The organism is Streptomyces sp. NBC_00536 (assembly GCF_036346295.1).
Lineage (GTDB): Bacteria > Actinomycetota > Actinomycetes > Streptomycetales > Streptomycetaceae > Streptomyces.
The window spans coordinates 6,415,927-6,442,808 of record NZ_CP107819.1 but is presented as its reverse complement, the minus strand read 5'-3'; the positions used below and the strand labels follow the sequence as shown (position 1 = coordinate 6,442,808).

2 protein-coding genes (1 of these 2 running past the window's edge) are annotated in these 26,882 nt (G+C 73.1%); both read right to left on the bottom strand.

Features of this window, described 5'->3' with window-relative positions; genetic code table 11:
- Window positions 1-13,877: the 5' portion of an amino acid adenylation domain-containing protein gene (locus OHS33_RS27905; protein ID WP_330333158.1), read on the bottom strand. The gene continues 2,149 nt to the left of window position 1, outside the view; the window shows 13,877 of its 16,026 coding nt (coding positions 1-13,877); it begins with the start codon at window positions 13,875-13,877; its stop codon lies off the left edge, out of view.
- Window positions 13,877-26,755: an amino acid adenylation domain-containing protein gene (locus OHS33_RS27900; protein WP_330333157.1), complete on the bottom strand. Its 12,879-nt coding sequence runs from the start codon at window positions 26,753-26,755 to the stop codon at window positions 13,877-13,879. Before OHS33_RS27900 ends, OHS33_RS27905 begins: the two co-directional genes overlap by 1 nt.
- Window positions 26,756-26,882: the final 127 nt, after the last annotated feature.

Genomic DNA, 26,882 nt, shown 5'->3' with positions numbered 1-26,882 from the left:
TTGAAGATGGCGGTGAACAGCGGGGTGTCTCCGACCAGTCCGCTGGCCCGCTGGGCCAGCGCCAGGGAGGCGTGTTCGTGTTCCAGCAGTTCCGCCAGCTGGCCGCGCATCGCGCCCACGGCCTCCAGCGCACCCAGCTCACCGGTGCGCACCCGTACCGGCAGGGTGTTGATGAACGGTCCGGGGACCCGGTCGGCTCCGGCGCCGGAGTTCATCCGGCCGAAGAGCACCGTTCCGAACACCACGTCGGTGCGGCCCGAGACGGCCGCCAGCGTCCGCGCCCAGGCGACGTGCAGCACGGTCGCGGCGCTCGTGCCCAGCCGCTGCGAGACCTCGCGCAGCCGGGTGTGCAGCTCCGCTTCGAGGGGGCGGCGCACCCAGAGGGTGTCCGCTCCGTCGCCGTGGACGTCGACCAGGCCGAACGGCGCGGTCGGCTCGTCGATGTCGCCGAGCAGTTCGGTGAAGTAGCGCTCGTGCTCCGCTTCCGCCACGCCGCCGCGGGCCTGTGCGACGAAGTTGCGCAGGGGCACCGGCTCCGGGAGCGAGCCGGCCTCACCCGTCATGAACGCCTGGACCTCGTGGTGCAGCACCTCCAGGGCGACGTGGTCCTGGACGGCGTGGTGCACCTTCAGCAGCATCAGCCAGTGGTCGCCGTCCGGTACCCGGGCGATGTGCGCCGTGAACAGCGGCGCCCGGCCCAGGTCCATCGACGAGCCGCCGAGCGCGAGCAGCTGCCCGACCGGGTCGGCGCCGTCCGCGTCCAGGGTCACTTCCTCGACGGAGAGCGGAGCCCGCCGCCAGACCACCTGGACCGGTGCGCGCAGCCCCTCCCACACCAGGGCGGTGCGGAAGATGTCGTGCCGGTCCAGCACCTGCTGGAGGGCGTGGACGAAGGTGTCCAGCAGATCCTTCGAGTCGAGTTCGAAGACCTCCTTGCTGACGTAGGCGTCCTCGCCGCCCTCCGCCATCATGTGGTGGAAGAGCAGGCCCTCCTGGAGGGGGGCCAGCGGGTAGATGTCGGCGATGTTCGCCGCGCCGCCGGGGACTCCGGCGACGACCGTGGCGATCTCCTGCTCCGACAGCGTGACCAGGGGCAGCATCCGCGGGGTGATCTCCGCCGCGTCGGCGGGGATCAGGTTCTCCGGGACCTCGACCTGCACCGCTCCGGTGGAGGCGGCGAGTCCGGCCGGGGTCGGCGTCTGGAACAGCGTCCGCACCGAGACCGACACACCGTTGTCGCGCAGCACCTCGACCAGGCGCACGACGAGCAGGGAGTGCCCGCCGAGCCGGAAGAAGTCGTCGTCGACACCCACCCGCTCCAGCTCCAGCACCTCGGCGAAGGCCGCGCAGACGGCCTCTTCCCGTGCGTTCGCCGGGGCGCGGCCACCGCCCGTCGCGTAGGCGGGAGCGGGGAGCGCCTTGCGGTCCAGCTTGCCGTTGACGGTCATCGGCAGCGCGTCCAGGACGACCACCGCGGAGGGGACCATGTAGGAGGGCAGCCGCTCGGCGGCCGACCGGGTGACCAGTTCGGGGAGTTCGCCCTGCGGGCCGTCGCCGACCACATAGGCGACCAGGCGCTTCTCGCCCGGGGTGTCCTCGCGCACGATCACCGCGGCCTGGGTGACCCGGGGATGGGCGGCCACCACGTTCTCGACTTCGCCGGGCTCGATCCGGAAACCGCGGATCTTGACCTGGTCGTCGGTGCGGCCCACGAACACGAGCTGCCCGTCCGCCGTCCAGCGCGCCCGGTCACCGGTGCGGTAGAGCCGTTCGCCCACCCCGTGGAAGGGGTTGGCGACGAAGCGCTCCGCGGTGAGGGCCGGGCGGCCGAGGTAGCCGCGGGCCAGGCCCGCGCCCGCGATGTACAGCTCGCCGGGTACGCCCTCGGGCACCGGTGCCAGGAACTCGTCCAGGACGAACACCCGGGTGTTCACCACCGGGGCGCCGATGGCCACCTCGGCGGCGGCTTCCGGGTCGACGGACCAGCAGGTGGCGTCGACCGTGGTCTCGGCGGGGCCGTAGGCGTTGAACATCCGGCGGCCGCGGGCCCAACGGGCCGCGGTCTCGGGCGGCAGCGCCTCGCCCGCCGTCACCAGGACGAGGTCCTTGGAGACGGTGGTCTCGTCCAGCGTCACCAGCACCGCGGGCGGCAGCGTCACATGGGTCACCGCCTGCTCGGCCAGGAGCCGCGCCAGGTCGTGGCCGACCCGTCGCTCCGGCGGGATGACCACGAGGGTCGCCCCGGTCAGCAGGGCCATGAACCATTCCCACGCGAAGGCGTCGAAGCCGATCGAGGCGAACTGGCCGACCCGGTGTCCGGGACCGACGCCCAGCAGCCGGGTGTGGCCCGCCGTCATGCTCGCCACGCCGGTGTGCGAGACGAGGACGCCCTTGGGCCGTCCCGTCGAACCCGAGGTGTAGATCACGTACGCGGGATGGGCGACCGACAGCCCGGTCAGGTCCGGTGCGCCGTCGTCCGTGTTCCGCAGGGCGGCCACGACCTCGGGGTCGTCGAGCAGCACCGCGCCGGGGAGCACGGCCGCGGTGGCGGCCGAGGCCAGCAGGACCACGGGCTTCGCGTCCTGCAGCATGTACGCGACGCGCTGCTCGGGGTATTCGGGGTCGACCGTCATGTAGGCGCCACCGGCCTTCAGCACGGCGAGCACCGCCACCATCAGGTCGACCCCGCGGTCCAGGCACACCGCGACCAGGGACTCCGGGCCCACGCCCCGCCCGGCCAGCAGCCGCGCCAGGCGGTTCGCCCGCGCGTCCAGCTCCGCGTACGAGACCTCCGTTCCGTCGGCGACCACGGCCACCGCTTCCGGGGCCCGGGCCACCTGCGCGGCGAACAGCTCGGTGGCCGTCGCCGGCGCGAGGTCGAGCGCCGTGTCGTTCCATTCCACGAGCATCCTGCGCGCGGCGGACTCGTCGAGGACGCCGACCGCGCTGAGGCGCTGCTCCGGCCCGCCGTCGAGCGCCGACTCCAGTGCGGTGACCAGGTTCTCGGCGACGGAGCGCATCAGCCGTCCGAAGGCCTCGCCGTCGATGACGGCGACCGCGTCGACGGCCAGGGCGATCGACTCGCCGTCGTCGTCGACGGACACCGCGAGGGGGTAGTTGGTGCGCTCGCGGGAGTGCACCGCCGTGAACCCTTCGAACCCGCGGTTGCGCTCGTCGTTCGCGTCCTGGTCGGAACCACCCGCGTTGTGGCGGTAGTTGAACAGGGCGGTGAACAGCGGAGTGTCTCCCGCCAGTCCGCTGGCCCGCTGGGCCTGGGCCAGGGAGGCGTGCTCGTGTTCGAGCAGTTCCGCCAGCTGGCCGCGCATCGCGCCCACGGCCTCCAGCGCGCCCAGCTCACCGGTGCGCACCCGCACCGGCAGCGTGTTGATGAACGGACCCGGCATGTTCGCCGAACCCGCGCCGGAGTTCATCCGGCCGAAGAGCACCGTGCCGAACACCACGTCGCTGCGGCCGGACACGGCCGCCAGCGTCCGCGCCCACGCCACGTGCAGCACCGTCGCGGCGCTCGTGCTCAGCCGGGCCGAGACCGCGCGCAGCCGCGTGTGCAGCTCCGGCGCGAAGGGCACGTGCACACGGGTGACGCCCGCGCCGTCGCCCAGGACGTCGACCAGGCCGAACGGCGCGGTGGACTCCTCGACGTCACCGAGCAGCTCGGCGAAGTACCGCTCGTGCTCGGAGCGCGCCACACCCCCGCGGGCCTGCGCCACGAAGGTGCGGAACGGCACCGGCTGCGGCAGCGAGCCGCCGCGCCCGGTCAGGAAGGCCTGGACCTCACCGAGGACCACTTCCATCGCCGTGTGGTCCTGGACGGCGTGGTGCACCTTCAGCAGCATCAGCCACCGGTCACCGCCCGGCAGCGCGGCGACGTGCAGGGTGAGCAGCGGGGCCCGGCCCAGGTCCATCGACATGCCACCGGCCGCGAGCAACTGCCCGACCGGGTCGGCGCCGTCCGCGTCCAGGGTCACTTCCTCGACGGAGAGCGGAGCCCGACGCCAGACGACCTGCACCGGTTCGCGGAGCCCTTCCCACACCAGGGAGGTGCGGAAGATGTCGTGCCGGTCCACCACCTGCTGGAGCGCCGCGGTGAACTCCTCCAGCAGTCCCTTCGAGTCGAGCTCGAAGACCACCGGGGTGACGTAGGCGTCCTCGCCGCCGTCCGCGAGGACGTGGTGGAAGACCAGGCCCTCCTGGAGGGGGGCGAGCGGGTAGATGTCGGCGACGTTCGCGGCGCCGCCGGGGACGGACGCGACGATACGGGCGACCTCGCCGGCGGTCAGGTCGACCAGCGGCAGCAGCTCCGGGGTGATCTCCACCGCGTCGGCGGGGATCAGGTTCGCCGGGACCTCCAGCGCCTGGCCCGCGCCCGTCGGCAGGGCGAGCCCGGCCGGGGTCGGGGTCTGGAACAGGGCCCGCACCGACACCGTGACGCCGTGGCCGCGCAGTACCTCGACCAGCCGGACGGCGAGCAGCGAGTGCCCGCCGAGCTGGAAGAAGTCGTCGTCGACACCGACGCCCTCCAGGCCCAGCACCTCGGCGAAGGCCGCGCAGACGATCTCCTCACGGGCGTTCGCCGGACCACGGCCGCCGCCGACCGCCGCGGCGGGAGCGGGCAGCGCCTCGCGGTTCAGCTTCCCGTTCACCGTCAGCGGCAGCTCGTCCAGCAGCACCACCGCGGAGGGGACCATGTAGGCGGGCAGCCGCTCGGCGGCCAGCCGGGTCAGCAGCTCGGGCAGTTCGCCCGGCCCGCCGTCGGCGACCACGTAGGCGACGAGCCGCCTGTCTCCGGGCGTGTCCTCGCGCACGATGACCGCGGCCTGGATGACCTGCGGATCCGAGGTCAGGACGTTCTCGATCTCGCCCGGTTCGATCCGGAAACCACGGATCTTGACCTGGTCGTCGGCCCGGCCCGCGAACACGAGCTGCCCGTCCGCGGTCCACCGCGCCCGGTCGCCGGTGCGGTACAGCCGCTCGCCCGCGCCGTGGAACGGGTTCGCGACGAAGCGCTCCGCCGTCAGGTCCGGACGGCCCAGGTACCCGCGGGCCAGGCCCGCGCCGGCGACGTACAGCTCACCGGCCACACCGACGGGTACGGGTGCCAGGAACTCGTCCAGCACGAACACCCGGGTGTTCACCACCGGCGATCCGATCGCCACCTCGGCCGCGGCCGGGTCACAGTGCCACAGCGTGGCGTCGACCGTGGTCTCGGCCGGTCCGAAGGAGTTGAACAGCCGGTGGTCACGCGCCCAGCGCGCCATCACCTCGCGCGGCAGTGCCTCGCCGCCCGTGACCAGGACGACGTCCTCGCCGATGGAGTTCTCGTCCAGGGTGCCCAGGACCGCCTGCGGCAGCGCCACGTGCGTCACGGCCCGTTCGGCCAGGAACCTCGGCAGCACCTCGCCGAGGCGCTGCTCCTGCGGGATCACCACGAGCGTCGCACCGGTCAGCAGCGCCATGCACCACTCCCAGGCGAAGGCGTCGAAGCCCACGGACCCGTACTGGCCCACCCGCGAACCGGGGCCCACGTCCAGGTACCGGCTCTGGCCCGCCACCAGGCTGGCCAGACCCGCGTGGGAGACCAGCACGCCCTTCGGGCGGCCCGTCGACCCCGAGGTGTAGATCACGTACGCGGCGTCCTGGGCCCGCACCACCACGTCCAGCGGACCGGCGTCGAAGTCCGCGAGCGGCAGGTCCTCCACCAGGGCCGCGCCCGGGACCAGTGCCCGCGTGGCGGCCGTGGCCAGTACGGCCACCGGCGACGCGTCCTCGAGCATGTACGCCACCCGCTGCGCCGGGTACTCCGGGTCGATGGTCATGTAGGCGCCACCGGCCTTCAGCACACCGAGCACCACGACCAGCAGGTCCACGCCGCGGTCCAGGCAGACGCCCACGACGGAGCCCGCCGTCACGCCCCGGCCGGCGAGGTACCGGGCCATGCGGTTCGACCGCGCGTCCAGCTCCGCGTACGAGACCTCCACGCCGTCGGCGACCACGGCCACCGCGTCGGGGGCCTGCGCCACCCGCGCCGCGAACAGCTCGGGCGCCGCGGCCGACCCGACCTCGGCCGCCGTGTCGTTCCACTCCACCAGCATCCGGTGCAGTTCCCCGGGGGCCATGACGTGGACGCTGCGCAGCGCCGCGTCCGGTGCGCCGTCCAGGGCCTGCTCGACCAGGGGAACCAGTCCGTCGACGGCCGCCCGCAGCAGCAGGCCGACGGCCCGCGCGTCGATGGGCGCGATGGCGTCCACGGCCAGCGACATCGAGTCGCCGTTGTCGTCCACGGACACACCGAGCGGATAGTTGGTGCGCTCGCGGGAGGACAGCATCCGCATGCCCTCGGGGCGCGCGTGGCCCTCCTTGTCCGTCTCCGCACCGGTGTTGTGGCGGTAGTTGATCAGGGAGGTGAAGACGGGGGTGTTGCCCGCCAGGCCACTGGCCTGCTGGGCCAGCGCCAGCGAAGCGTGCTCGTGCTCCAGCAGCCCGGCCAGCTGACCGCGCATCGCGGTCACGGCCTCCAGGGCCCCCAGCTCACCCGTACGCACGCGTACCGGGAGGGTGTTCAGGTACAGACCGGCGACCCGGTCGGCGCCCGCACCGGCGTTCATCCGGCCGAAGAGCACCGTGCCGAACACCACGTCCGAGTGACCCGAGACCGCGGCCAGCACCCGCGCCCACGCCACGTGCAGCACCGTCGCCGGACTCGTACCGACCCGGCGCGCCACGCTCCGCAGCCGCTCGACGGCCTCGGAGGCGAGCGGCACGACGGCCCGCTCGACCTCGGTGCCGTCACCGCGGACGTCGACCAGCCCGAAGGGAGCGGTCGGCTCCGTGACATCGCCCAGCAGCTCGGCGAAGTACCGCTCGTGCTCGCTGCGTTCGACCCCGCCGCGCACCTGGGCGACGAAGTCGCGGAACGGCAGCGGCGGCGGCAGTTCGTCGCCGCGGCCCGCCAGGAACACCTGCACCTCGTGCAGGAGCAGTTCGAGCGCGGTGTGGTCCTGCACCAGGTGGTGCAGGCGCAGCAGCACCAGCCACCGCCCGCCGTCCGGCAGAGCGGCCGCGTGCACGCTGATCAGCGGCGCCCGGCCCAGGTCCATCGACAGGCCCACGGCGGCCTGCAACGCGGCGGCCGGGTCCGTGGCCCCGGGGTCGAGGACCACCTCGGTCACCGGGAGTGCGGCTTCGCGCCAGACCACCTGGACCGGCTCGCGCAGGCCCTCCCACACGAACGAGGTCCGCAGGATGTCATGGCGGTCCACGACGAGCTGGAAGGCACGGGCGAACTCCGCGACCCGCTCCCTGGAGTCCATCTCCACGACCACGGGCATCAGGTAGGCGTCCTCGCCGCCCTCCGCCATCAGGTGGTGGAAGAGCAGGCCCTCCTGGAGCGGGGCCAGCGGGTAGACGTCGGCGATGTTCGCCGCGCCGCCGTCGATGGTGGCGGCGATCCGCTCGATCTCCGCCGCGGTCAGGTCGACCAGCGGCAGCATCTCCGGCGTGATCGCGGTCGCACCGGCGGGGATCAGGTTCTCCGGAACGACCACCTCCTCCGTGCCCACGGAGAGCGCGAGCCCTGCCGGGGTCGGGGCGTCGAACAGGGCGCGCACCGAGACCGAGACGCCCTGCTTGCGCAGCACCTCGACCAGGTGCACCGCCAGCAGCGAGTGACCGCCCAGGACGAAGAAGTCGTCGTCGACGCCCGCGCGCTCCAGCCCCAGCACCTCGGCGAACGCGGCGCAGAGGATCTCTTCGCGGGCGTTGGCCGGTGCCCGGCCGGTGCCCGCACCCGTCAGCTCGGGGGCGGGGAGGGCCTTGCGGTCCAGCTTTCCGTTCCCGGTCAGCGGCAGCGCGTCCAGGACGACCACCGCGGACGGGACCATGTACTCCGGCAGCCGGCCCGTGACGAACACACGGACCTCGGCGGGCAGCGCCGTCAGGTCGTCGTCCGGGTCGTCCGCGACGACGTACGCCACCAGACGCACATCCCCGGGAACATCCTCACGAGCGACCACCGCGGCCTGAGCGACCTGCGGGTGCGCCGCGACAACGGCCTGCACCTCGCCCGGCTCGATCCGGAACCCGCGGACCTTGACCTGCTCGTCCGCACGCCCCAGGAACTCCAGTTGGCCGTCCTCGCGCCAGCGGGCGACATCGCCCGACCGGTACATACGGGAACCCACGGAGAACGGGTTCGCCATGAACCGCTCCGCCGTCAGACCCGGACGGTTCACATACCCACGCGCCAGCTGAGCGCCCGCGATGTACAGCTCACCGGCGACACCCGGCGCCACCGGACGCAGGAACGCGTCCAGGACATACAGCTGCGTGTTCGCGATCGGACGGCCGATCGGGACCGCGTCACCGACCTCGTCACCGGCACGGACCTCGAACACCGCACAGCCGACGACCGTCTCGGTCGGACCGTACTCATTGACCACGACCGAACCGGGGGCCCGCTCCAGCCACGACTGCACCACCGAACCCGGCAGCGCCTCACCACCGACCACCCACGTGGCCGCAGCCCCCTTGACCTCACCATCCGTCAACATCTCGGACAGGAGCGGGAGGTGGGCCGGAACGGCCTTCGCCAGACCGAAACCGCCACCGTCACGCAGCAGCCGGGCCAGGCCCTCGGCACCGCCCTCACGGCTCACCACCACCGGCGCACCCGAGATCAGGGGTACGACGACACTGGTCACCGTCAGGTCGAACGCCAGCGAGGAATGCAGCGGCGCACCACCATCGACCGCGCCGTAGGAACCCGCCGCGAACTGCGCGTAGTTGGCGAGCCCACCGTGCGGGACGGCGACACCCTTCGGGCGTCCCGTCGAACCGGACGTGTAGATGACGTACGCCAGACCGTCCGCCGCCACCGACACCTCGGGCGCGGTGCCCGGCAGCATCGACAGCTGGATGCCCATGAGGGTGGAGTCCACGGCGACCATCCGGGCGCGGCCCGCCGGGAGATCGCCCAGGATCTCCTCGTCGGTCAGCGTCAGGACCGCACCGCTGTCCGCGAGCATGAACGAGATCCGCTCGACCGGGTAGTCGGGGTCGATCGGCAGGAAGCCCGCGCCCGCCTTCCAGGCGGCGAGGATCGCGGCCACCGCGTCCACACCCCGCGGCAGGCAGATGCCCACCACGGACTCGGCGCCGACACCCTGGCCGACCAGGAACTGCGCCAGCCGGTTCGCCCGCTCGTCCAGCTCGGCGAACGACACTTCCTCGTCGTCGACGACGACCGCGACCGCGTCCGGGGTCCGCGCGGCCCGGGCCGCGAACAGCTCCGGCACCAGACCCGAACCGAAGTCGGCGCCCGTGTCGTTCCAGTCGGTCAGGACCCGGCGGCGCTCGTCCGTGGACAGGACGTCCACGGCGCTCAGCGGCAGCCCCGGGTCGCCGCCCACCTGCTCCAGCACGCGCACCAGGCGTTCCACGATCCGCTCGACGCTCTCGGCGTCGAAGAGGTCCGCCGCGCCGATCACCGATCCGGAGACCCCCGCGGGAGCGCCCGAGGCGTCGAACACCTCGCCCAGCAGCACGTCCAGGTCGAACCGCGCCGCCGCGGTGGCGGCGGGACCCGTCGGCACACCGTTGGTGCCCCCGGCCGCGGCCGCGACCGCGCCCGGCAGGTCCAGCACGGCCCGCGCGTTGTTCTGCATGGTGAACATCGTCTGGATCAGCGGGTGGCGCCCCATGACACGCGCGGGGGCCAGCTCCTCGACCAGCTTCTCGAACGGCACGTCCTGGTGCTCGAAAGCCGACAGGTTCGTCTCGCGGACCCGCCCCAGCACATCACGGAACGTCGGGTCGCCCGACAGGTCCGCCCTGGTCACGAGGGCGTTGACGAAGAAGCCGACGAGGTCGTCGAGCGCCGCGTCCGTACGGCCCGCGTTCGCCACACCGATCGGGACGTCCGCGCCCGCGCCGAGGCGGGACAGCAGGACCACCAGCGCCGACTGCAGCACCATGGACATCGTGACGCCCTCGGCGCGCGCCACCCGCACCAGTTCCGCGTGCAGCGCCCCCGGCACCTGGACCGGTACCTCGTGGCCACGGTTGGAAGCCATCGCCGGGCGCACCCGGTCGACGGGCAGCGCCAGTTCCTCCGGCGCCCCGTCCAACTGGTCGCGCCAGTAACCGACCTGGCGGGCCATCACGCTCTCGGGGTCGGTGCCGTCGCCGAGCAGCTCGCGCTGCCACAGCGCGTAGTCCGCGTACTGGACGGGCAGCGGAGCCCATGCGGGGGCGCGGCCCGCAGTGCGCGCCGCGTACGCCACGGACAGGTCGCGCGCCAGCGGCGCCCAGGACCAGCCGTCGCCCGCGATGTGGTGCACCACGACGACCAGGACGTGCTCGTCCGGCCCGGCGGAGAAGAGCCGGGCCCGGATCGGGACCTCGGCGGCCAGGTCGAAGAGGTGGCGCGCGGCCGCGGCCACGGCGCCGTCCAGCTCCTCCGGGGTCACCTGGACCACGGACAGCTCGGCCTCCAGGTCCTCGACGGCGAGGATCCGCTGGTACGGTTCGCCGTCCCCGGCCGTCGCGAAGACCGTGCGCAGCAGCTCGTGGCGTGCCAGGACGTCACGGAAGGCCGCGTTCAGGGCCGGGTGGTCGACGGCGCCTTCCAGGCGCAGGGAGACCGGGATGTTGTAGGTGGGGCTGGGGCCTTCGAGCTGCCCGATGAACCACATGCGGCGCTGTGCGTACGACAGCGGGACCCGCTCGGGCCGGTCCCCGGCCGTGAGCGCCACGCGCGCCGTGCCCGCGTCGGTCAGCCGGGACGCGAGGCCTGCCACGGTGGGCGTCTCGAACAGTGCCCGCAGCGAGACCTCGACCCCGAGCACTGCCCGGATCCGGCTGACCAGCCGGGTGGCGAGCAGGGAGTGGCCGCCGAGGGCGAAGAAGTCCTCGTCCACGCCCACGCCGTCCATGCCGAGCACCTGGGCGAACACGCCGCACAGCAGCTCTTCTTGAGGCGTGCCGGGGCCCCTGCCCCCACCGGTCGCGTACTCCGGGGCGGGCAGTGCCTTGCGGTTGAGCTTTCCGTTGTCCGTCAGCGGCAGCGCGTCCATCACCACCACGGCGGAGGGGACCATGTACGGGGGCAGGATCGTCCCCGCGAGCGTCCGCAGCTCCGCGCCGTCCACCGTGGCGCCGTCGCGGCCGACCACGTAGGCCACCAGGCGGACATCGCCCGGAACGTCCTCGCGGGCGATCACGACGGCCTGCGCCACCGCGGCGTGCTCCGCCAGCGCGGCCTCGACCTCGCCGGGTTCGATGCGGAAGCCGCGGACCTTGACCTGCTCGTCGGCGCGGCCGAGGCATTCCAGCCGTCCGTCCGCGGTCCACCGCGCGAGGTCACCCGTGCGGTACATCCGTTCGCCGGTCCCGTAGGGGGAGGCCACGAACCGCTCCGCCGTCAGTCCCGCGCGCCCGGCGTATCCGCGGGCCAGCTGCGCGCCCGAGAGGTAGAGCTCGCCCGCCACACCGGCCGGGACCGGCCGCAGCCGTGCGTCGAGTACGTACGCGCCCACCTCGGCGAACGGCCGGCCGACCAGCACCGGGCCCTCGATGACCTCGCAGGACGTTGCCCACACCGTGGCCTCGGTCGGCCCGTACAGGTTCACGGCCGCGATGCCGAGACCGGTGAACCGCTGCGCCAGCTCGGGCGGCAGCGCCTCGCCGCCGACCAGTGCCCGCACGCCCACCGGCCAGTTGCGCTCTTCCAGCAGCGCCCGCCACAGCGACGGGACGCCCTGCACCACCGTCGCGCCCGAGGACACGACCAGCTCTGTCAGAGCGGCCGGGTCCTGGACGGCCGCACGGGGGGCCACGATCACCGAGGCACCCGACACCAGCGGCAGGAACAGTTCCAGCGCCGCGATGTCGAAGGACACCGTCGTCACCGCCACCAGCCGGTCAACGGCCGTCAGCGGCACCCGCTCGCCCACACCGCTCAGGTGCGCGGCCAGCGCGCCGTGCGAGATCACGACGCCCTTGGGGCGGCCCGTCGAACCCGAGGTGTAGATCAGGTAGGCGGCGTCCTGGGAGCGCACCTCCGCGTCCAGCGGCCCATCGTCGAGCCCCGCGATGGCGGGGTCTGCCGCCAGCACCGGTACGACGCCCGCGGGCAGCACCGGGGCGCACCCCGGCGAGGTGACCACGCACACCGGCGCGGCGTCCTCCAGTACGTACGCGAGCCGCTCCGCCGGGTATTCCGGGTCCAGCGGCAGGTACGCGCCGCCGGTCTTCGCCACGGCCAGGAGCGCCACGACCAGTTCGGCCCCGCGTTCCAGGCACACGCCCACCACGGAGCCCCGGCGCACGCCGGAGGCCGTCAGGTGGCGCGCCAGCCGGTTCGCCCGCGCGTCCAGCTCCGCGTACGACACCTCCACTCCGTCGGAGACGACCGCGGTCGCGTCCGGAGTCCGCGCCGCCTGCGCGGCGAACAGCTCCGGCAGGACCGCCGACGGCCCGGCCGGCGCCGCGCCGCCCCACTCCACGAGCAGCCGCTCGCGCTCGGCGGCGTCGAGGACCTCCACCGCGCCGACCGGCGCGGAGGGGTCGGTGACGAGCTGGTCCAGTACGCGCACCAGGCGCTCCACGAGCAGCCCGGCCGAGGCGGCTTCGAACAGGTCCGCGGACACGGTCAGCGAACCGTTCAGGCCTGCGGGCAGGCCCGCCGCGTCGAAGGTCTCCCAGCAGTCGACCTCGAGGTCGAACTTCGCGCCGTGGACGCTCGACGTGGCCACTTCCACGGTCAGACCCGGGAGTTCGAGGACGGCGGCCGCATTGTTCTGCAGGTTCAGCATGACCTGGAACAGCGGGTGGCGCGCCATGGAGCGGGTCGGCGCGAGGTCCTCGACCAGCTTCTCGAACGGCACGTCCTGGTGCTCGAAGGCGGACAGGGCGGTGTCCTGCCCCCGGGACAGCACGTCCCGGAAGCTGGGGTCGCCCGACAGGTCGTGCCGGATGGCCAGGCTGTTGACGAAGAACCCGACGAGGTCGTCCAGCGCCGAGTCGGCGCGCCCGGCCACGGCCGAGCCGATCGGGATGTCCATACCGGCCCCGAGCCGGGAGAGCAGTACCGCGAGGGCGCTGCGCAGCACCAGGAACGGGGTCAGACCCTCGTCCAGGGCGAGGCGGGCCAGCCGTGCGTGCAGCTCGGCGGGCACCTCCAGGGGCACCCGGTGGCCGCGGTGGGAACCGACCGCGGGGCGCGGACGGTCGAACGGCAGCGCCAGTTCCTCCGGGACGCCCGCCAGGGCGCCGCGCCAGAACCCGACCTGGCGCGCCATCCGGCTGTCCGGGTCGTCCTCGTCGCCGAGCAGCTCGCGCTGCCACAGGGCGTAGTCGGCGTACTGGACGGGCAGCGGCTCCCACTCGGGGGCCCGGCCCGCGGTGCGGGCCGTGTACGCCGTGGACAGGTCCCGGGCCAGCACCCGCATGGACCAGCCGTCACCCGCGATGTGGTGGGTGGTCAGCACGAGGGTGTGGGCCTCGGGGCCGGTCGAGTACAGCCAGGCCCGGATCGGGACCTCCTTCGACAGGTCGAAGGCGTACTGCGCCGCGGCGGTGACCGCGGCGTCCAGGCCGGCGGCGTCGATCTCGGCCGCGACCAGCTCCCACTCCAGCTCGTCGGACTTGACGATGCTCTGGTGGGGCTCGCCGTCGGCGACCGCGTAGACGGTGCGCAGCACCTCGTGGCGGCCGATCACGTCCCGGAGCGCGGAGTTCAGGGCCTCGCGGTCGGCCCGGCCCGTCAGGCGAAGCACGACCGGAAGGTTGTACCTGGCGTTCGGGCCGTCCAACTGCCCGATGAACCAGAGGCGGCGCTGGGCGAAGGACAGGGGAACCATCAGGACTCCTCGTGATTGCGCATCGGCCGAAGGGCCGGCCTGGTTGACTTCTCGGTTCCGGTCCGCCGGGCCAGCCCGGCGACGGTCCGGGCCTCGAACACGACCCGCAGCGGTATTTCGACGCCCAGGACTTCCCGCACGCGGGTCACCAGGCGGGTGGCGAGCAGCGAGTGCCCGCCCAGGGCGAAGAAGTCGTCGTCCATCCCGACCTTGTCGAGGCCGAGGACCTCGCGGAACAGGTCGCTGACGGCTTCCTCGCGGCTGTCGGCCGGTCCCCGGCCTTCGCCCGCCCGGTACTCCGGTGCCGGCAGGGCCGTGCGGTCGAGCTTCCCGTTCGCGGTCAGCGGCAGTGCGTCGAGCACCACCGTCGCGGCGGGGAGCAGGTACTCGGGCAGCCGGTCGGCCAGGAACCCCTGGATGAGGGCGGGCAGTTCGGCCGGTGTGCCGTGGTCGGTGACGACGTAGGCCACGAGGCGTACGTCGCCGGGGGTGTCCTGCCGTGCGATGACGGCGGCCTGCACGACCCGCGGATGGGCGGCCACCACGGTCTCGACCTCGCCGGGTTCCACCCGGAACCCGCGGATCTTCACCTGGTGGTCGGTCCGGCCCGCGAAGAGGAGCCGGCCGCGGGCGGTCCAGCTCGCCCGGTCGCCCGTCCGGTACATCCGGGCGCCCGGCTCGAACGGGCAGGCCACGAACCGCTGGGCGGTCAGGGCGGGCTGTCCGCCGTAGCCGCGGGCCAGGCCCGCGCCCGTGGTGTAGAGGTCGCCCTCCACCCCGACGGGGACCGGCCGCAGCTCGGCGTCCAGCACGTACACCCGGGTTTCGGCGACCGGTGTGCCGATCGGCACCGATCCGGCGTCCTCGCCCAGTTCGGCCGCGAGGACCTCGTGCACGGCCGTGAAGGTCGTGTTCTCGGTCGGCCCGTAGCCGTTGAACAGGCGCAGCGACGGCAGCGCGGCGAGCAGTCGGCGGCAGTGGGCCACCGACAGCGCGTCACCGCCCGCCAGCAGGCGCCGGACGCCGGCCAGCACGGACGCGTCCTGGTCCACCACCTCGTGGAACAGACCTGCCGTGAGCCAGAGCGTGTCCACGGCGTGCCGGCCCAGGAAGGTCCCGGCCTCGGCGACCGACAGCGCGCCGGGTGCGGCGACCGCGAGGGTCGCCCCGTTCAGCAGCGCACCCCAGATCTCGAAGGTGGCCGCGTCGAAGGAGGCGGAGGCCAGCTGGCCCACCACGTTCCCCGGTCCCAGGTCGAGGAACCCGTTCTCGCGCACCAGCCGGTCGACCGCCCGGTGCGGTACGACGGTGCCCTTGGGCAGGCCCGTCGAGCCGGAGGTGTAGATCACGTAGGCCGTGTTGTCGGGGCTCAGCGCAGCACGCGGCCCGGCGGCCTCGTCCGGCCGGTCCGGTTCGCGGTCGGCGTCCGCCGGTGCGATCCGGGGCAGGTCCCCGGCGTCGACGGCGGCGGCCCCGTCCGTCAGCAGCAGGGCCGCCGAGGAGTCCCGCAGCATGTGGGCGATGCGGTCCGCCGGGTAGGAGAGGTCCAGCGGCAGGTAGGCGCCGCCGGCCTTGACCACCGCCAGCAGCGAGACCACCAGCTCGACACCGCGCGGCAGGGCCACGGCCACCACCGACTCCGGTCCCACTCCGCGGCCGGTGAGCAGCCGCGCCAGCCGGTCGGCCCGCGCGTCCAGTTCGGCGTAGGTGAGGCTCGCGCCGTCCGCGACCACCGCCACGGCGTCCGGTGTCCGCGCCACCTGGGCGGCGAACAGTTCCGGTACGGTCGCCGCGGCGACGCTCCGGCCGGTGGCGTTCCACTCGTCGAGGATCCGGCTCCGCTCGTCCCCGCCCAGCACGTCCACCGCGCCCAGCGGGATGTCCGCGCCCGTGGCCAGTGCCGTTTCCAGCGCCGTCACGAGGTTCGCCGCCGCGTGCCGGACCAGCTCGCCCACCGCGACGCCGTCGGCCGGGACCACCGCGTCGATGGACAGGTCGATGTCCACGCCGTTGTCGTCGACCATCAGCGCCAGCGGGAAGTTGGTGCGTTCCCGGGCGAACACCAGGCGGGTGCCGAACAGTTCGCCGTCCCAGCGCTCGTCCAGGTTCTGTCCCGCGTTGCGGCGGTAGTTGAGGAACGTGGTGAACAGGGGGCTGCCGCCCGCCACCTTGCTGGCGCGCTGCGCGACCACCAGCGGGGCGTGTTCGTGCTCCAGCAGTTCCGCCAGCTGGCTCCGCATCGCGGAGACCGCCGCGATGACGCCCAGACCGTCGGGGCTCATCCGCACCGGCAGGGTGTTGATGAAGGGGCCGGGGATCCGGTCGGCGCCCTCACCGGCGTTCATCCGGCCGGACAGGACGGTGCCGAAGACGACGTCCTGGCCGTGGGAGACGGCCGAGAGGACCCGGGCCCACACCACGTGCAGGACCGTCGCCGGGCTGGTGCCCAGCCGGCGGGCGACCTCGCGCAGCCGTACGTCGACCTCCGGAGCGGAGGCGACCCGGCTGCGGACCAGGGCCGCGCCGTCGCCGCGCACGTCCACCAGGCCGAACGGGGCCGTCGGCTCCGTGATGTCGCCCAGCAGGGACTCGAAGTACCGCGCGTGCTCGGACTGCGGCACACCGCCGCGGGCCTGGGCGACGAAGTTGCGGTACGGCAGCGGCTCCGGCAGGTCCGCTTCCTTCCCGGTCACGAAGGCCTGGACCTCCGTCAGCAGGACGACCAGGGCCGTGTGGTCGCGCACCATGTGGTGGGCCCGGATCAGGGCCAGCCACTTGCCGCCGCTACCGGGCAGGGCCGCGGTGTGCAGGGTGATCAGCGGCGGGCTGGACAGGTCCATCGAGTGACCGCCCAGCTCGACCAGCTCGGCGATCGGGTCGGCGCCCGCCGGATCCAGCGTGACCTGCGTGACGGGCAGCTGCGCGGTGCGCAGCACGACCTGGACCGGCTCGCGCAGGCCCTGCCAGACGTAGGAGGTGCGGTAGATGTCGTGCCGGCTGACCACCTTGCCGACGGCGTCGGCGAAGGCGTCCAGCCGCTCGCGGGAGTCGAATTCGAGCACCGCGGGCATCACGTAGGCGTCCTCGCCGCCGTCCGCCAGCATGTGGTGGAAGAGCAGGCCCTCCTGCAGCGGCGCCAGCGGGTAGACGTCCGCGACGTTGGCCGCGCCGCCGGGGACGCTCGCGACCACCTTGGCGATCTCCTGCTCGGACAGGTCGACCATGGAGAGCATCTCCGGGGTGATCTCCGTCGCGCCCAGGGGGATCCGGTTGGCCGGGGCCTCGATCCGTACGGCGCCCACGGAGGCCGCCACACCGGCCGGGGTCGGGTTGTCGAACAGGGTCCGGACCGAGACGGAGACGCCCTGCACGCGCAGGATCTCCACGAGCTTCACCGCCACCAGGGAGTGGCCGCCCAGCTCGAAGAAGTCGTCCTCGACACCGACCCGTTCCAGGCCCAGGACCTCGGCGAAGGCCGCGCAGACGATCTCCTCGCGGGCGTCCGCGGGGCCGCGGCCACTGCCGGCCAGGCCCACGAAGTCCGGCGCCGGGAGCGCCTTGCGGTCCAGCTTGCCGTTGCCGGCCAGCGGCAGCGCCTCCAGCAGCACCACCGCGGACGGCACCAGGTGCTCCGGCAGCCGCTCCGCCGCGAACTGCCGCAGCTGCGCGGCGAATCCCTCGGCTTCGGCGCTCTGGCCGGGCACCACGTAGGCGACCAGCGAGGTGTCACCGAGGGTGTCCCGGCGCGCGACGACCGCGGCCTGTGCGACCTCGGGGTGGGCGGCGATCGCCGCCTGCACCTCGCCCGGCTCGATCCGGTAACCGCGGATCTTCACCTGCTCGTCCGCACGTCCCAGGAAGACCAGTCGGCCGTCCGGGGTCCAGCGCGCCAGGTCACCGGTGCGGTACATCCGTGTACCCGCCTCGAAGGGGTTGGCGACGAACCGCTCGGCGGTCTGTCCCGCCCGCCCCACGTAGCCGCGGGCCAGCTGCGCGCCGGCGACGTAGAGGCCGCCCGCGACGCCCACGGGCACCGGCTCCAACCGGTCGTCCAGCACGAAGAGCCGCGTGTTGCCGACGGGCCGTCCGATCGGGGCCACCCCGTCCGCCACCAGGTCGGCGGTGAGCCGGGTGGTGGCGACACCGATGGTGGTCTCGGTCGGGCCGTAGTGGTTGAAGACGGCGCAGTCGCCGGCCTCGGCGATCAGTTCGCTCACCCAGCCGGGGGCGGCGGCCTCACCGCCGAGTACGAGCGCCTTCGCCGGGAGGACGTCCGCCAGACCGGCCACGGCGCTGAGCGCCGCCAGGTGGGAGGGGACGACCTTGAGCTGGCCGATGGCGTGCTCGGCCAGGTAGCCGGAGACCGCGGCGGGGTCGGTCACCGCACCCTCCTCCAGGATGTGCAGTTCACCGCCCGTCACCAGGCTCGCGAGGAGCACGGTGTTGCCGAGGTCGGTGACCTGGGCCTGGAGCAGCGCGTACCGGCTGCCCGTCCCGGTGAACCCGATGCGCGGGGGCACGGTGGCGACGTAGTTGGTCAGCGCTCCGTGCGTGACCGCCACGCCCTTGGGCCGGCCGGTCGAACCGGAGGTGTAGATCACGTAGGCCAGGCTGCCCGGGTCGGTCTCCACCTCGGGGGCGGTGGACGGCGCGACCGCAAGCTGCATCGCCGTCAGCGTCCCGTCGAGGGCGACGGTCCGGATCCGGCCCGCGGGCAGGTCGTCCAGGATCTCCTCGGTGGTGAGCACCAGCGTCACGCTGCTGTCCTTGAGCATGAACGCGGCCCGGTCGGCGGGCTGTTCGGGGTCGAGCGGCAGGTAGCCGGCGCCCGCCTTCCAGACCGCCAGCATGCCGGTGATCATCTCGACGCCGCGGGGCAGCGCGAGGCCGACCACGGATTCGGCGCCGATGCCCTGGGTGACCAGGTGGTGCGCGAGCCGGTTGGCCCGGGCGTCCAGTTCGGCGAACGAGACGCGCTCGCCGTCGGCGACGATCGCCGTCGCATCGGGGGTACGGGCCACCTGTGCGCCGAAGAGGGCGGCGACCGTGTCGGCCGGAACCTCGGCCGCCGTGTCGTTCCACTCCGTCAGCAGACGGGTCCGCTCGTCGTCCTCCAGCACCCGGACCGCGCTCAGCAGCGCCTGCGGGCCGCCGTCCAGCGCCGTCTCCAGCGCCGTCACCAGGCTTTCGGCGGCGGTACGGACCAGCGCGCCCACCGCGGTGGAGTCGATCGGGGCCACCGCGTCCACGGCCACCTCGATGCCGTCGTCGTTGTCGTCGACGAGGATCACGAGCGGGTAGTTGGTGCGCTCCCGCGAGAGCAGCAGCCGGGTCCCCTCCATCACGGCGCCCGCCCGCTCCTCGGGGCTCTGCCCCTCGTTGCGGCGGTAGTTGAGGAAGGAGGTGAACAGCGGGCTGTCGCCGACGAGGCCACTGGCCCGCTGCGCCACCACCAGCGGAGCGTGCTCGTGTTCGAGCAGCTCGGCCAGCTGGTCGCGCATCGCGGCGACGGAGTCCAGGACTCCGTCCCGGCCGGCCAGGAACCGTACCGGAAGCGTGTTCATGAACGGTCCGGGCACCCGGTCGGCGCCGACACCGGCGTTCATCCGGCCGTACAGCACGGTGCCGAACACCACGTCGTCGCGACCGCTGACCACGCCGAGGACGCGCGCCCACGCCACGTGCAGCAGCGTGGCCGGGCTGGTCCCGATCCGGCGTGCGCCCTCCCGCAGGCGGACGCTCAACTCGCGGCCGAATTCGGTCACTTCGTGGACCGTGTCGGCTCCGTCACCGCGCACGTTCAGCAGTCCGTACGCCGCGGTCGGCTCCGTCACGTCGCCGAGCAGAGCGGTGAAGTACCGCTCGTGCTCCACGCGCGGGACACCCCCGCGCGCCTGGACGACGAAGTTGCGGAACGGCAGCGGGGCGGGCAGCTCCGCCGTGCGCCCGGTGACGATCGTCCGCACCTCGCTGAGCACGACCTCCAGCGCGGTGTGGTCGCGGACCGTGTGGTGCATCCGGGCGAGGGCCATCCAGCCGCCGTCCGGCAGCCGGGCGTAGTCCACCGCGATCAGCGGGGCCCGGCCGAGGTCCATGGTGGAGCCGACGATCGCCTGCAGATCGGCCACCGGGGTGGTGGTCGCCGGGTCGAGGGTGACCTCGTTCACCGGCAGGACGGCGCTGCGCCAGACCACCTGGACCGGCTCGCGCAGCCCCTCCCAGACGAACGAGGTCCGGAAGATGTCGTGCCGGTCCACCACCAGCTGGAGCGCCTCGGTGAAGGCGTCCAGGCGTGCCTTGGTGTCGAACTCCAGGGCAGCCCGCAGCACGTAGGCGTCCTCGCCGCCCTCGGCCAGGATGTGGTGGAAGAGCAGGCCCTCCTGGAGCGGGGCCAGCGGGTAGACGTCCGCGATGTTCGCGGCGCCGCCCTCGACCGTGGCGACGATCCGCGCCACCTCGTCGGTGTTCAGGTCGACCAGCGGGAGCATGTCCGGGGTGATCGCGGTCGCGTCGGCGGGAATCAGGTTCTCCGGGACGACGACCTGCGCCGCACCGGTGGAGCCCGCGAGGGCGGCCGGGGTCGGGGACCGGAAGAACTCCCGCACCGACGTCGACACGCCGCGCCCGCGCAGCACCTCCATCAGGCGCACGGCGAGCAGCGAGTGACCGCCGAGCCGGAAGAAGTCGTCGTCGACGCCCACGCTCTCCAGGCCCAGCACCTCGGCGAAGGCCGCGCAGACGATCTCCTCACGGGCGTTGGCCGGGCCGCGGCCGCCGCCGGTCACGAAGGCGGGGGCGGGCAGGGCCTTGCGGTCCAGCTTGCCGTTGACCGACAGCGGGAGCGCGTCCAGGACGACGACCGCCGTGGGAACCATGTACTCGGGCAGCCGGCCCGACACGAACTGCCGGACGTCGTCCGGCGCGACGGAGCCCTCGGCGGGGACGACGTAGGCGACCAGGCGCTTGTCACCCGGGACGTCCTCGCGGGCGACCACCGCGGCCTGCGCCACCCGCGGGTGCTCCGCGACGACCGCGTGGACCTCGCCCAGCTCGATGCGGAAACCGCGGATCTTCACCTGGTCGTCGATACGGCCGAGGTACTCGATCCGGCCGTCCGCGTTCCAGCGCGCCAGGTCACCGGTGCGGTAGAGCCGCTCACCCGTGCCGTACGGGGAGGCGACGAAGCGCTCGGCCGTCAGGCCGGGCCGGCCGGCGTAGCCACGGGCCAGCTGGACGCCCGCGAGGTAGAGCTCGCCACCGACACCCACCGGCACCGGCCGGAGCCGGTCGTCCAGGACGTACACCCGCGTGTTCGCGACCGGAGCACCGATCGGCACCACGGTGCCACCGATGCCCGGCTCGCACGCCCAGGCCGTGACGTCGACCGAGGCCTCCGTCGGCCCGTACAGGTTGTGCAGCCCGACACCACCGAGGACCTCGAAGAACCGGTCCCGCAGCGAGGACGACAGCGCCTCGCCTGAGCAGACGACGTACCGCAGGACCCCGGCGGCATCGGCCGTCGCCTCGTCCGCGAGGAACGCCTCCAGCATCGACGGCACGAAGTGCGCCACCGTCACCCACTGCTCGCGCACCAGGCCGGCCAGGTACTCCGGGTCCTTGTGGCCCTCGGGACGGGCCACCACCAGAGCAGCACCCACCGACAGCGGCCAGAAGAACTCCCACACCGACACGTCGAACCCGAACGGCGTCTTCTGCAGCACCCGGTCCGCGTCATCGATCCCGAACCGCTCCTGCATCCACGCCAGCCGGTTCACGATCCCCTCGTGCGAGACCACGACGCCCTTGGGGCGGCCCGTCGAACCCGACGTGAAGATCACGTACGCGGGCTGCGCACCCAGCACCTCCACACCCAGCGGCCCCTCGGGGAGACCCGCCAGTTCACCCGCCACGGCGGGCTCGTCGAGCAGGACCACAGCGGCACCGGCCGGCACCACACCCGCGACGGCGGAGGACGAGAGCACCACACCCGCGCCCGCGGTTTCCACCATGTACGCGACACGGTCCGCCGGAAGGCCCGGCTCCAGCGGCAGGTACGCGGCGCCCGCCTTCACCACCGCGAGCAGGGCGATCACCATCTCGACGCCACGCTCCAGCGCGACACCGACCACCGACTCGGCGCCCACACCACGCGACACCAGCAGCCGCGCCAGCTGGTTCGCCCGCGCGTCCAGCTCCGCGTACGAGACCTCCATGCCTTCGAAGACCACCGCGACCGCGTCCGGCGTCCGCGCCACCTGCGCCTCGAACAACCCGGGCAGCGAGGACCCTTCGGCCTCCACCGCCGTGTCGTTCCACTCCGCCAGCACCCGCCGGCGCTCGGCGCCGTCCAGCACCTCGACCGCGTCCAGCGCGATCTCGGGGCCGCCCGCCGCCGCTCGTTCCAGCGCGTCCAGCAGGTTCCTGGTCGCCGTGGTGAGCAGCGTGCCCACCTGTCGCGGGTTCGCCGGGGCGGCCGCGTCGACCGTCAGGCGCATCCCGTCCTCGTCGTCGTCGAGGTTCACCGCGATCGGGTAGTTGGTCAGCTCGCGGTAGAGCCGCAGTTCGACGCCGTCGAAGAGGGCTCCGCTCTTGCTGACGGAACGGTCGTTGTGCCGGTAGTTGAACATCGAGGCGAAGAGCGGGGTCTCGCCCTCCACACCACTGGCGTTCTGCGCGAGGGCCAGCGGCGCGTGCTCGTGCTCCATGAGCGCGGCCAGCTGGCCGCGCATGGCGGCCACCGCTTCCAGCACGCCCAGCTGCCCGGTCTTCACCCGCACCGGGAGCATGTTCATGAAGGGGCCGAGCACCCGGGCCTCGTCTGCGTCGGCGCCCATCCGGCCGAACAGCACGGTGCCGAACACCACGTCGTCCCGGCCGCTGACCGCGGCCAGCACCCGTGCCCACGCCACGTGCATGACCGTCGCGGGGCTGGCGCCCACCTTGCGCGCGATCCGGCGCAGTCGGCGCTCCAGGTCCGGGGCGATCCGTACCTCGGTCTCGGCGGTGTCCATTCCGGGCTCGCGCGTGTTCAGCAGCCCGAACGGCGCGGTCGGCTCGGTGACATCACCGAGGAGTCCGGCGAAGTACTGCTCGTGGGCGCCGTCGGCCAGTCCGGCCCGGGTCTGCACCACCGCGTCACGGAAGGGCAGCGGCTCGGGCAGTTCCGCGCCGCGCCCGCCCATGAAGGCACCGATCTCGGCGAGCAGCACCTCGACCGTCGTGTGGTCCTGCACCAGGTGGTGCAGTCGCAGCAGCACCAGGTGCCGGCCGTCCGCGACCGTGGCCACGTGCAGTCCGAGCAGCGGGGCCCGCCGTACGTCCATGGTCCGGCCCACGACCGCCGGCAGCTCGGCCACCGGGTCCGCCGCATCCGGGTCGAGGGTCACCTTGGTCACCGGCAGCTCCGCGTGGCGCCAGACGACCTGGAGGGGCTGGGACAGCCCTTCCCAGACGATCGCCGTACGGAAGATGTCGTGCCGGTCCAGCACCTGCTGGAGGGCTCCCGCGAAGGAGTCCACCCGCTCGGCGGAGTCGAACTCCAGGACGGCGGAGGCGACGTAGGTGTCCTCTTCGCCCTCGGCCAGCAGGTGGTGGAAGAGCAGGCCCTCCTGCAGCGGGGCCAGCGGGTAGACGTCCGCGATGTTGGCCGCGCCGCCCTCGACGGTGGCGGCCACCCGGGCCACCTCGTCGGCCGTCAGGTCCACCAGCGGAAGCATCTCCGGGGTGATCTCCACCGCGTCCGCGGGGATCAGGTTGGCCGGTACGTCGATACCGGCCGCGCCCACGGAGGCGGCGAGCCCGGCCGGGGTGGGCGACTCGAAGAAGGCGCGCACCGACACCGAGACGCCGAGCTTGCGGATCGCCCCCACGAGGCGGATCGCCATCAGGGACTGGCCGCCGAGCTGGAAGAAGTTGTCGTCGACCCCGACCCGCTCCAGGCCCAGGACGTCGGCGAACGCCGCGCAGAGGATCTCCTCACGCGCGTTCGACGGTCCCCGGCCGCTGCCGGCACGGGTGGCGAAGTCAGGGGCGGGCAGCGCCTTGCGGTCCAGCTTGCCGCTCATGGCGAGCGGCAGCGCGTCCAGCACCACGATGGCGGAGGGGACCATGTGCTCGGGCAGCTGCTCCGCCGCGAAGGCGAGGACCTGCTCCGTCGGATCCTCGACGTGGTCGTCGGTCACCACGTAGGCGACCAGCTGGACGTCACCGGGGGTGTCCTCCCGGGCGATCACCGCGGCCTGCGCCACCAGCGGGTGCGCGGCGATCACGGCCTGGACCTCGCCGGGCTCGATGCGGTATCCGCGGACCTTGACCTGCTCGTCCCCGCGGCCCAGGTACTCCAGCTCGCCGTCCGCGCGTCGCCGTGCGACGTCGCCGGTGCGGTACATCCGCGCACCGGGCTCGAAGGGGTTGGCCACGAACCGCTCGGCGGTCAGAGCCGCGCGCTTCACATAGCCGCGGGCCAGCTGCACGCCCGCGATGTACAGTTCGCCGGCGACGCCGGGTGCCACGGGGCGCAGGTGGGCGTCCAGGACGTACAGCCGCATGTTGGCGATCGGGCGGCCGATCGGCACCGGCTCGCCGACCACCTGTCCGGCCCGGATCTCGAAGACGCAGCAGCCGACGACCGCTTCGGTGGGGCCGTACTCGTTCACCACGACGGAGTCGGGCGAGCGCTCCAGCCACGACTGCACCACGGAGCCCGGCAGCGCTTCGCCGCCGACCACCCAGGTGGACGTGGCGGTCTTGATCTGACTGTCCGTCAGCATCTCGGACAGCAGGGGCAGGTGGGCGGGGACGACCTTCGCCAGACCGAAGCCGTGGTCGCCGCGGATCAGTTCCGCCAGGCCCTCCGCGCTGCCTTCGCGGCTCACCACCACCGGCGCGCCGGAGATGAGCGGGACGACAACGCTGGTCACGGTCAGGTCGAACGCGAGGGAGGAGTGCAGCGGTGCGCCGCCGGCGCCGTAGGCGTCCACGGCCCACTGGGCGTAGTTGGCGAGGCCGCCGTGCGTGACCGCGACGCCCTTGGGGAGGCCGGTCGAACCCGAGGTGTAGATGACGTAGGCGAGCCCGTCCGCGGCGACCGGCGCCGTGTGCCCGGTCCCGGTCTCCGCCGTCACCTCATCCGAGGTCAACGCGTCGGCCAGGGTGACGACATGGGCCTGTCCGGCGAGCTCTGCGGTCAGTGCGGCGTCGTCGGTGAGCGTCACGACGGCGCCGCTGTCCGCCAGCAGGTAGGCGATGCGGTCCACAGGGTGGTCCGGGTCGATCGGCAGGTATCCGGCCCCCGCCTTCCACGCCGCGAGGACCGCGACGACCGCGTCAGCGCTCCGCGGCAGGCAGACGCCCACCACGGACTCGACGGTGACGCCCTGGCCCACCAGGTAGCGCGCGAGCCCGTTCGCCCGCTCGTCGAGTTCGGCGTACGACACCTCGGCGCCGTCGGCGATCACCGCGACCGCGTCCGGGGTACGGGCGACCTGCGCCGCGAACAGTTCCGGCACGGAGGGGCCCGCGAACTCCTTCGCGGTGTCGTTCCACTCGACCAGGACCTCGTGCCGCTCGTCCGCGTCCAGCAGGCCGGAGCGGCCGACCGGTTCGGCGGGATCGACCGAGACGAGCCAGTGCGCGAGGGCCAGGAAGCGTCGGCAGACCTCGTCGCCCGGCGACAGGTCGGGGGCGTCGGGGTTGACGTCCACGGCGATCTTCAGGCCGGAGCGGTCGTACACGTCGATGCGCGTGCTGTCGACGGGGCCGCTGGAGAGGTTGTGCGCGGTGACGGTGCAGTCGCCGAAGGGGAGGGCGTAGATGTCGAAGGACATCACGTTGATGAACAGGTCCCAGAGACCGCCCTCGCCGAGCATCGCGTCGCTCAGCATGTGCTCGTAGCGGTACCGCTGGTGGCGCAGGCCCTTCATCACGGCACGCGTGGTCTGCCGCACGAGGTCGGCGACCGAGGTGTCCGGGGCGATCGTCACCCGGATCGGAAGGACGTTGTTGGTCATGAACGGAATGGCGAGGTCGCGCGTTCCGGCGCGGCCGCTGACCGGGACGCCGACGACCACGTCCTGCTGTCCGGTGAGGTGGTGCTGGTAGAGGGCGGCGGCGCTGATCATCAGGCCGGCGAAGTTCGTCCCCAGTCCGCGGGCGGCCGTCTTCAGGTCCGTGGCCACGGCGTCGTCGACGCTCTCCACGAACCGGACGGGTGCGCGCTGGGCGCGCACCCCGAAGTTGCTGCCGAGGCCCTCGGCCTCGGGGAGGCCCGCGAGGACGCCGCGCCAGTACTCCCGGTCGGCCGCGTGGGCTTCGGAGGTCCGGTACTCGCGTTCCGCGTCCATCAGGATCGTGCTGGAGGGCAGGGCGCCCTCCTCCACGGAGCCGCCGCTGAGCAGGGTGTTGTACACCTGCGACAGCCGGCCGACCACCAGGCCCGCGCTACGGCCGTCCAGGATCACGTGGTAGGCCCGCTGGTACCAGAAGGTGAGCCGGGGGCCGGCCGTGTAGATCTTGATGGTGTAGAGGGAGCGGTCGGCCGCTCCCCGCTCGTTACGGAGGTCTTCCCACATCAGGCTCTCGGCCGCCGCCTGCGGGTCGGCCTCCGCACTGATGTCGATGACCTCGACGGGGTAGTCCTCCACGTCGTGGAAGTACTGCCTCGGCTGCCCGTCGACTTCACGGATCCGCAGCCGGGCGGCGTCCGCCTCTTCCATCAGCCGCTGCGAGGCCTTCACCAGGAGGCCCAGATCCACGTCTCCGTCAAGCGCCAGGTACTCGGCACCGTTGAAGCACGGGTTCTCGGGCGCCAACTGATGGCTGTACCAGATCGCGAGCTGGCCCGCCATCATTTCCCGGAGCCCACCTTCAGACATAGCCATTCCCGCGCACTCCATTCGGATCGACACATCGGCTGGAACAACACGGGCCGTCACCTTCGGACATGCCTCTTGAATGCCCAGCTCCCCTTGCACACCGCTGCAAATTTGCTCTGCGGACTTCATTGGC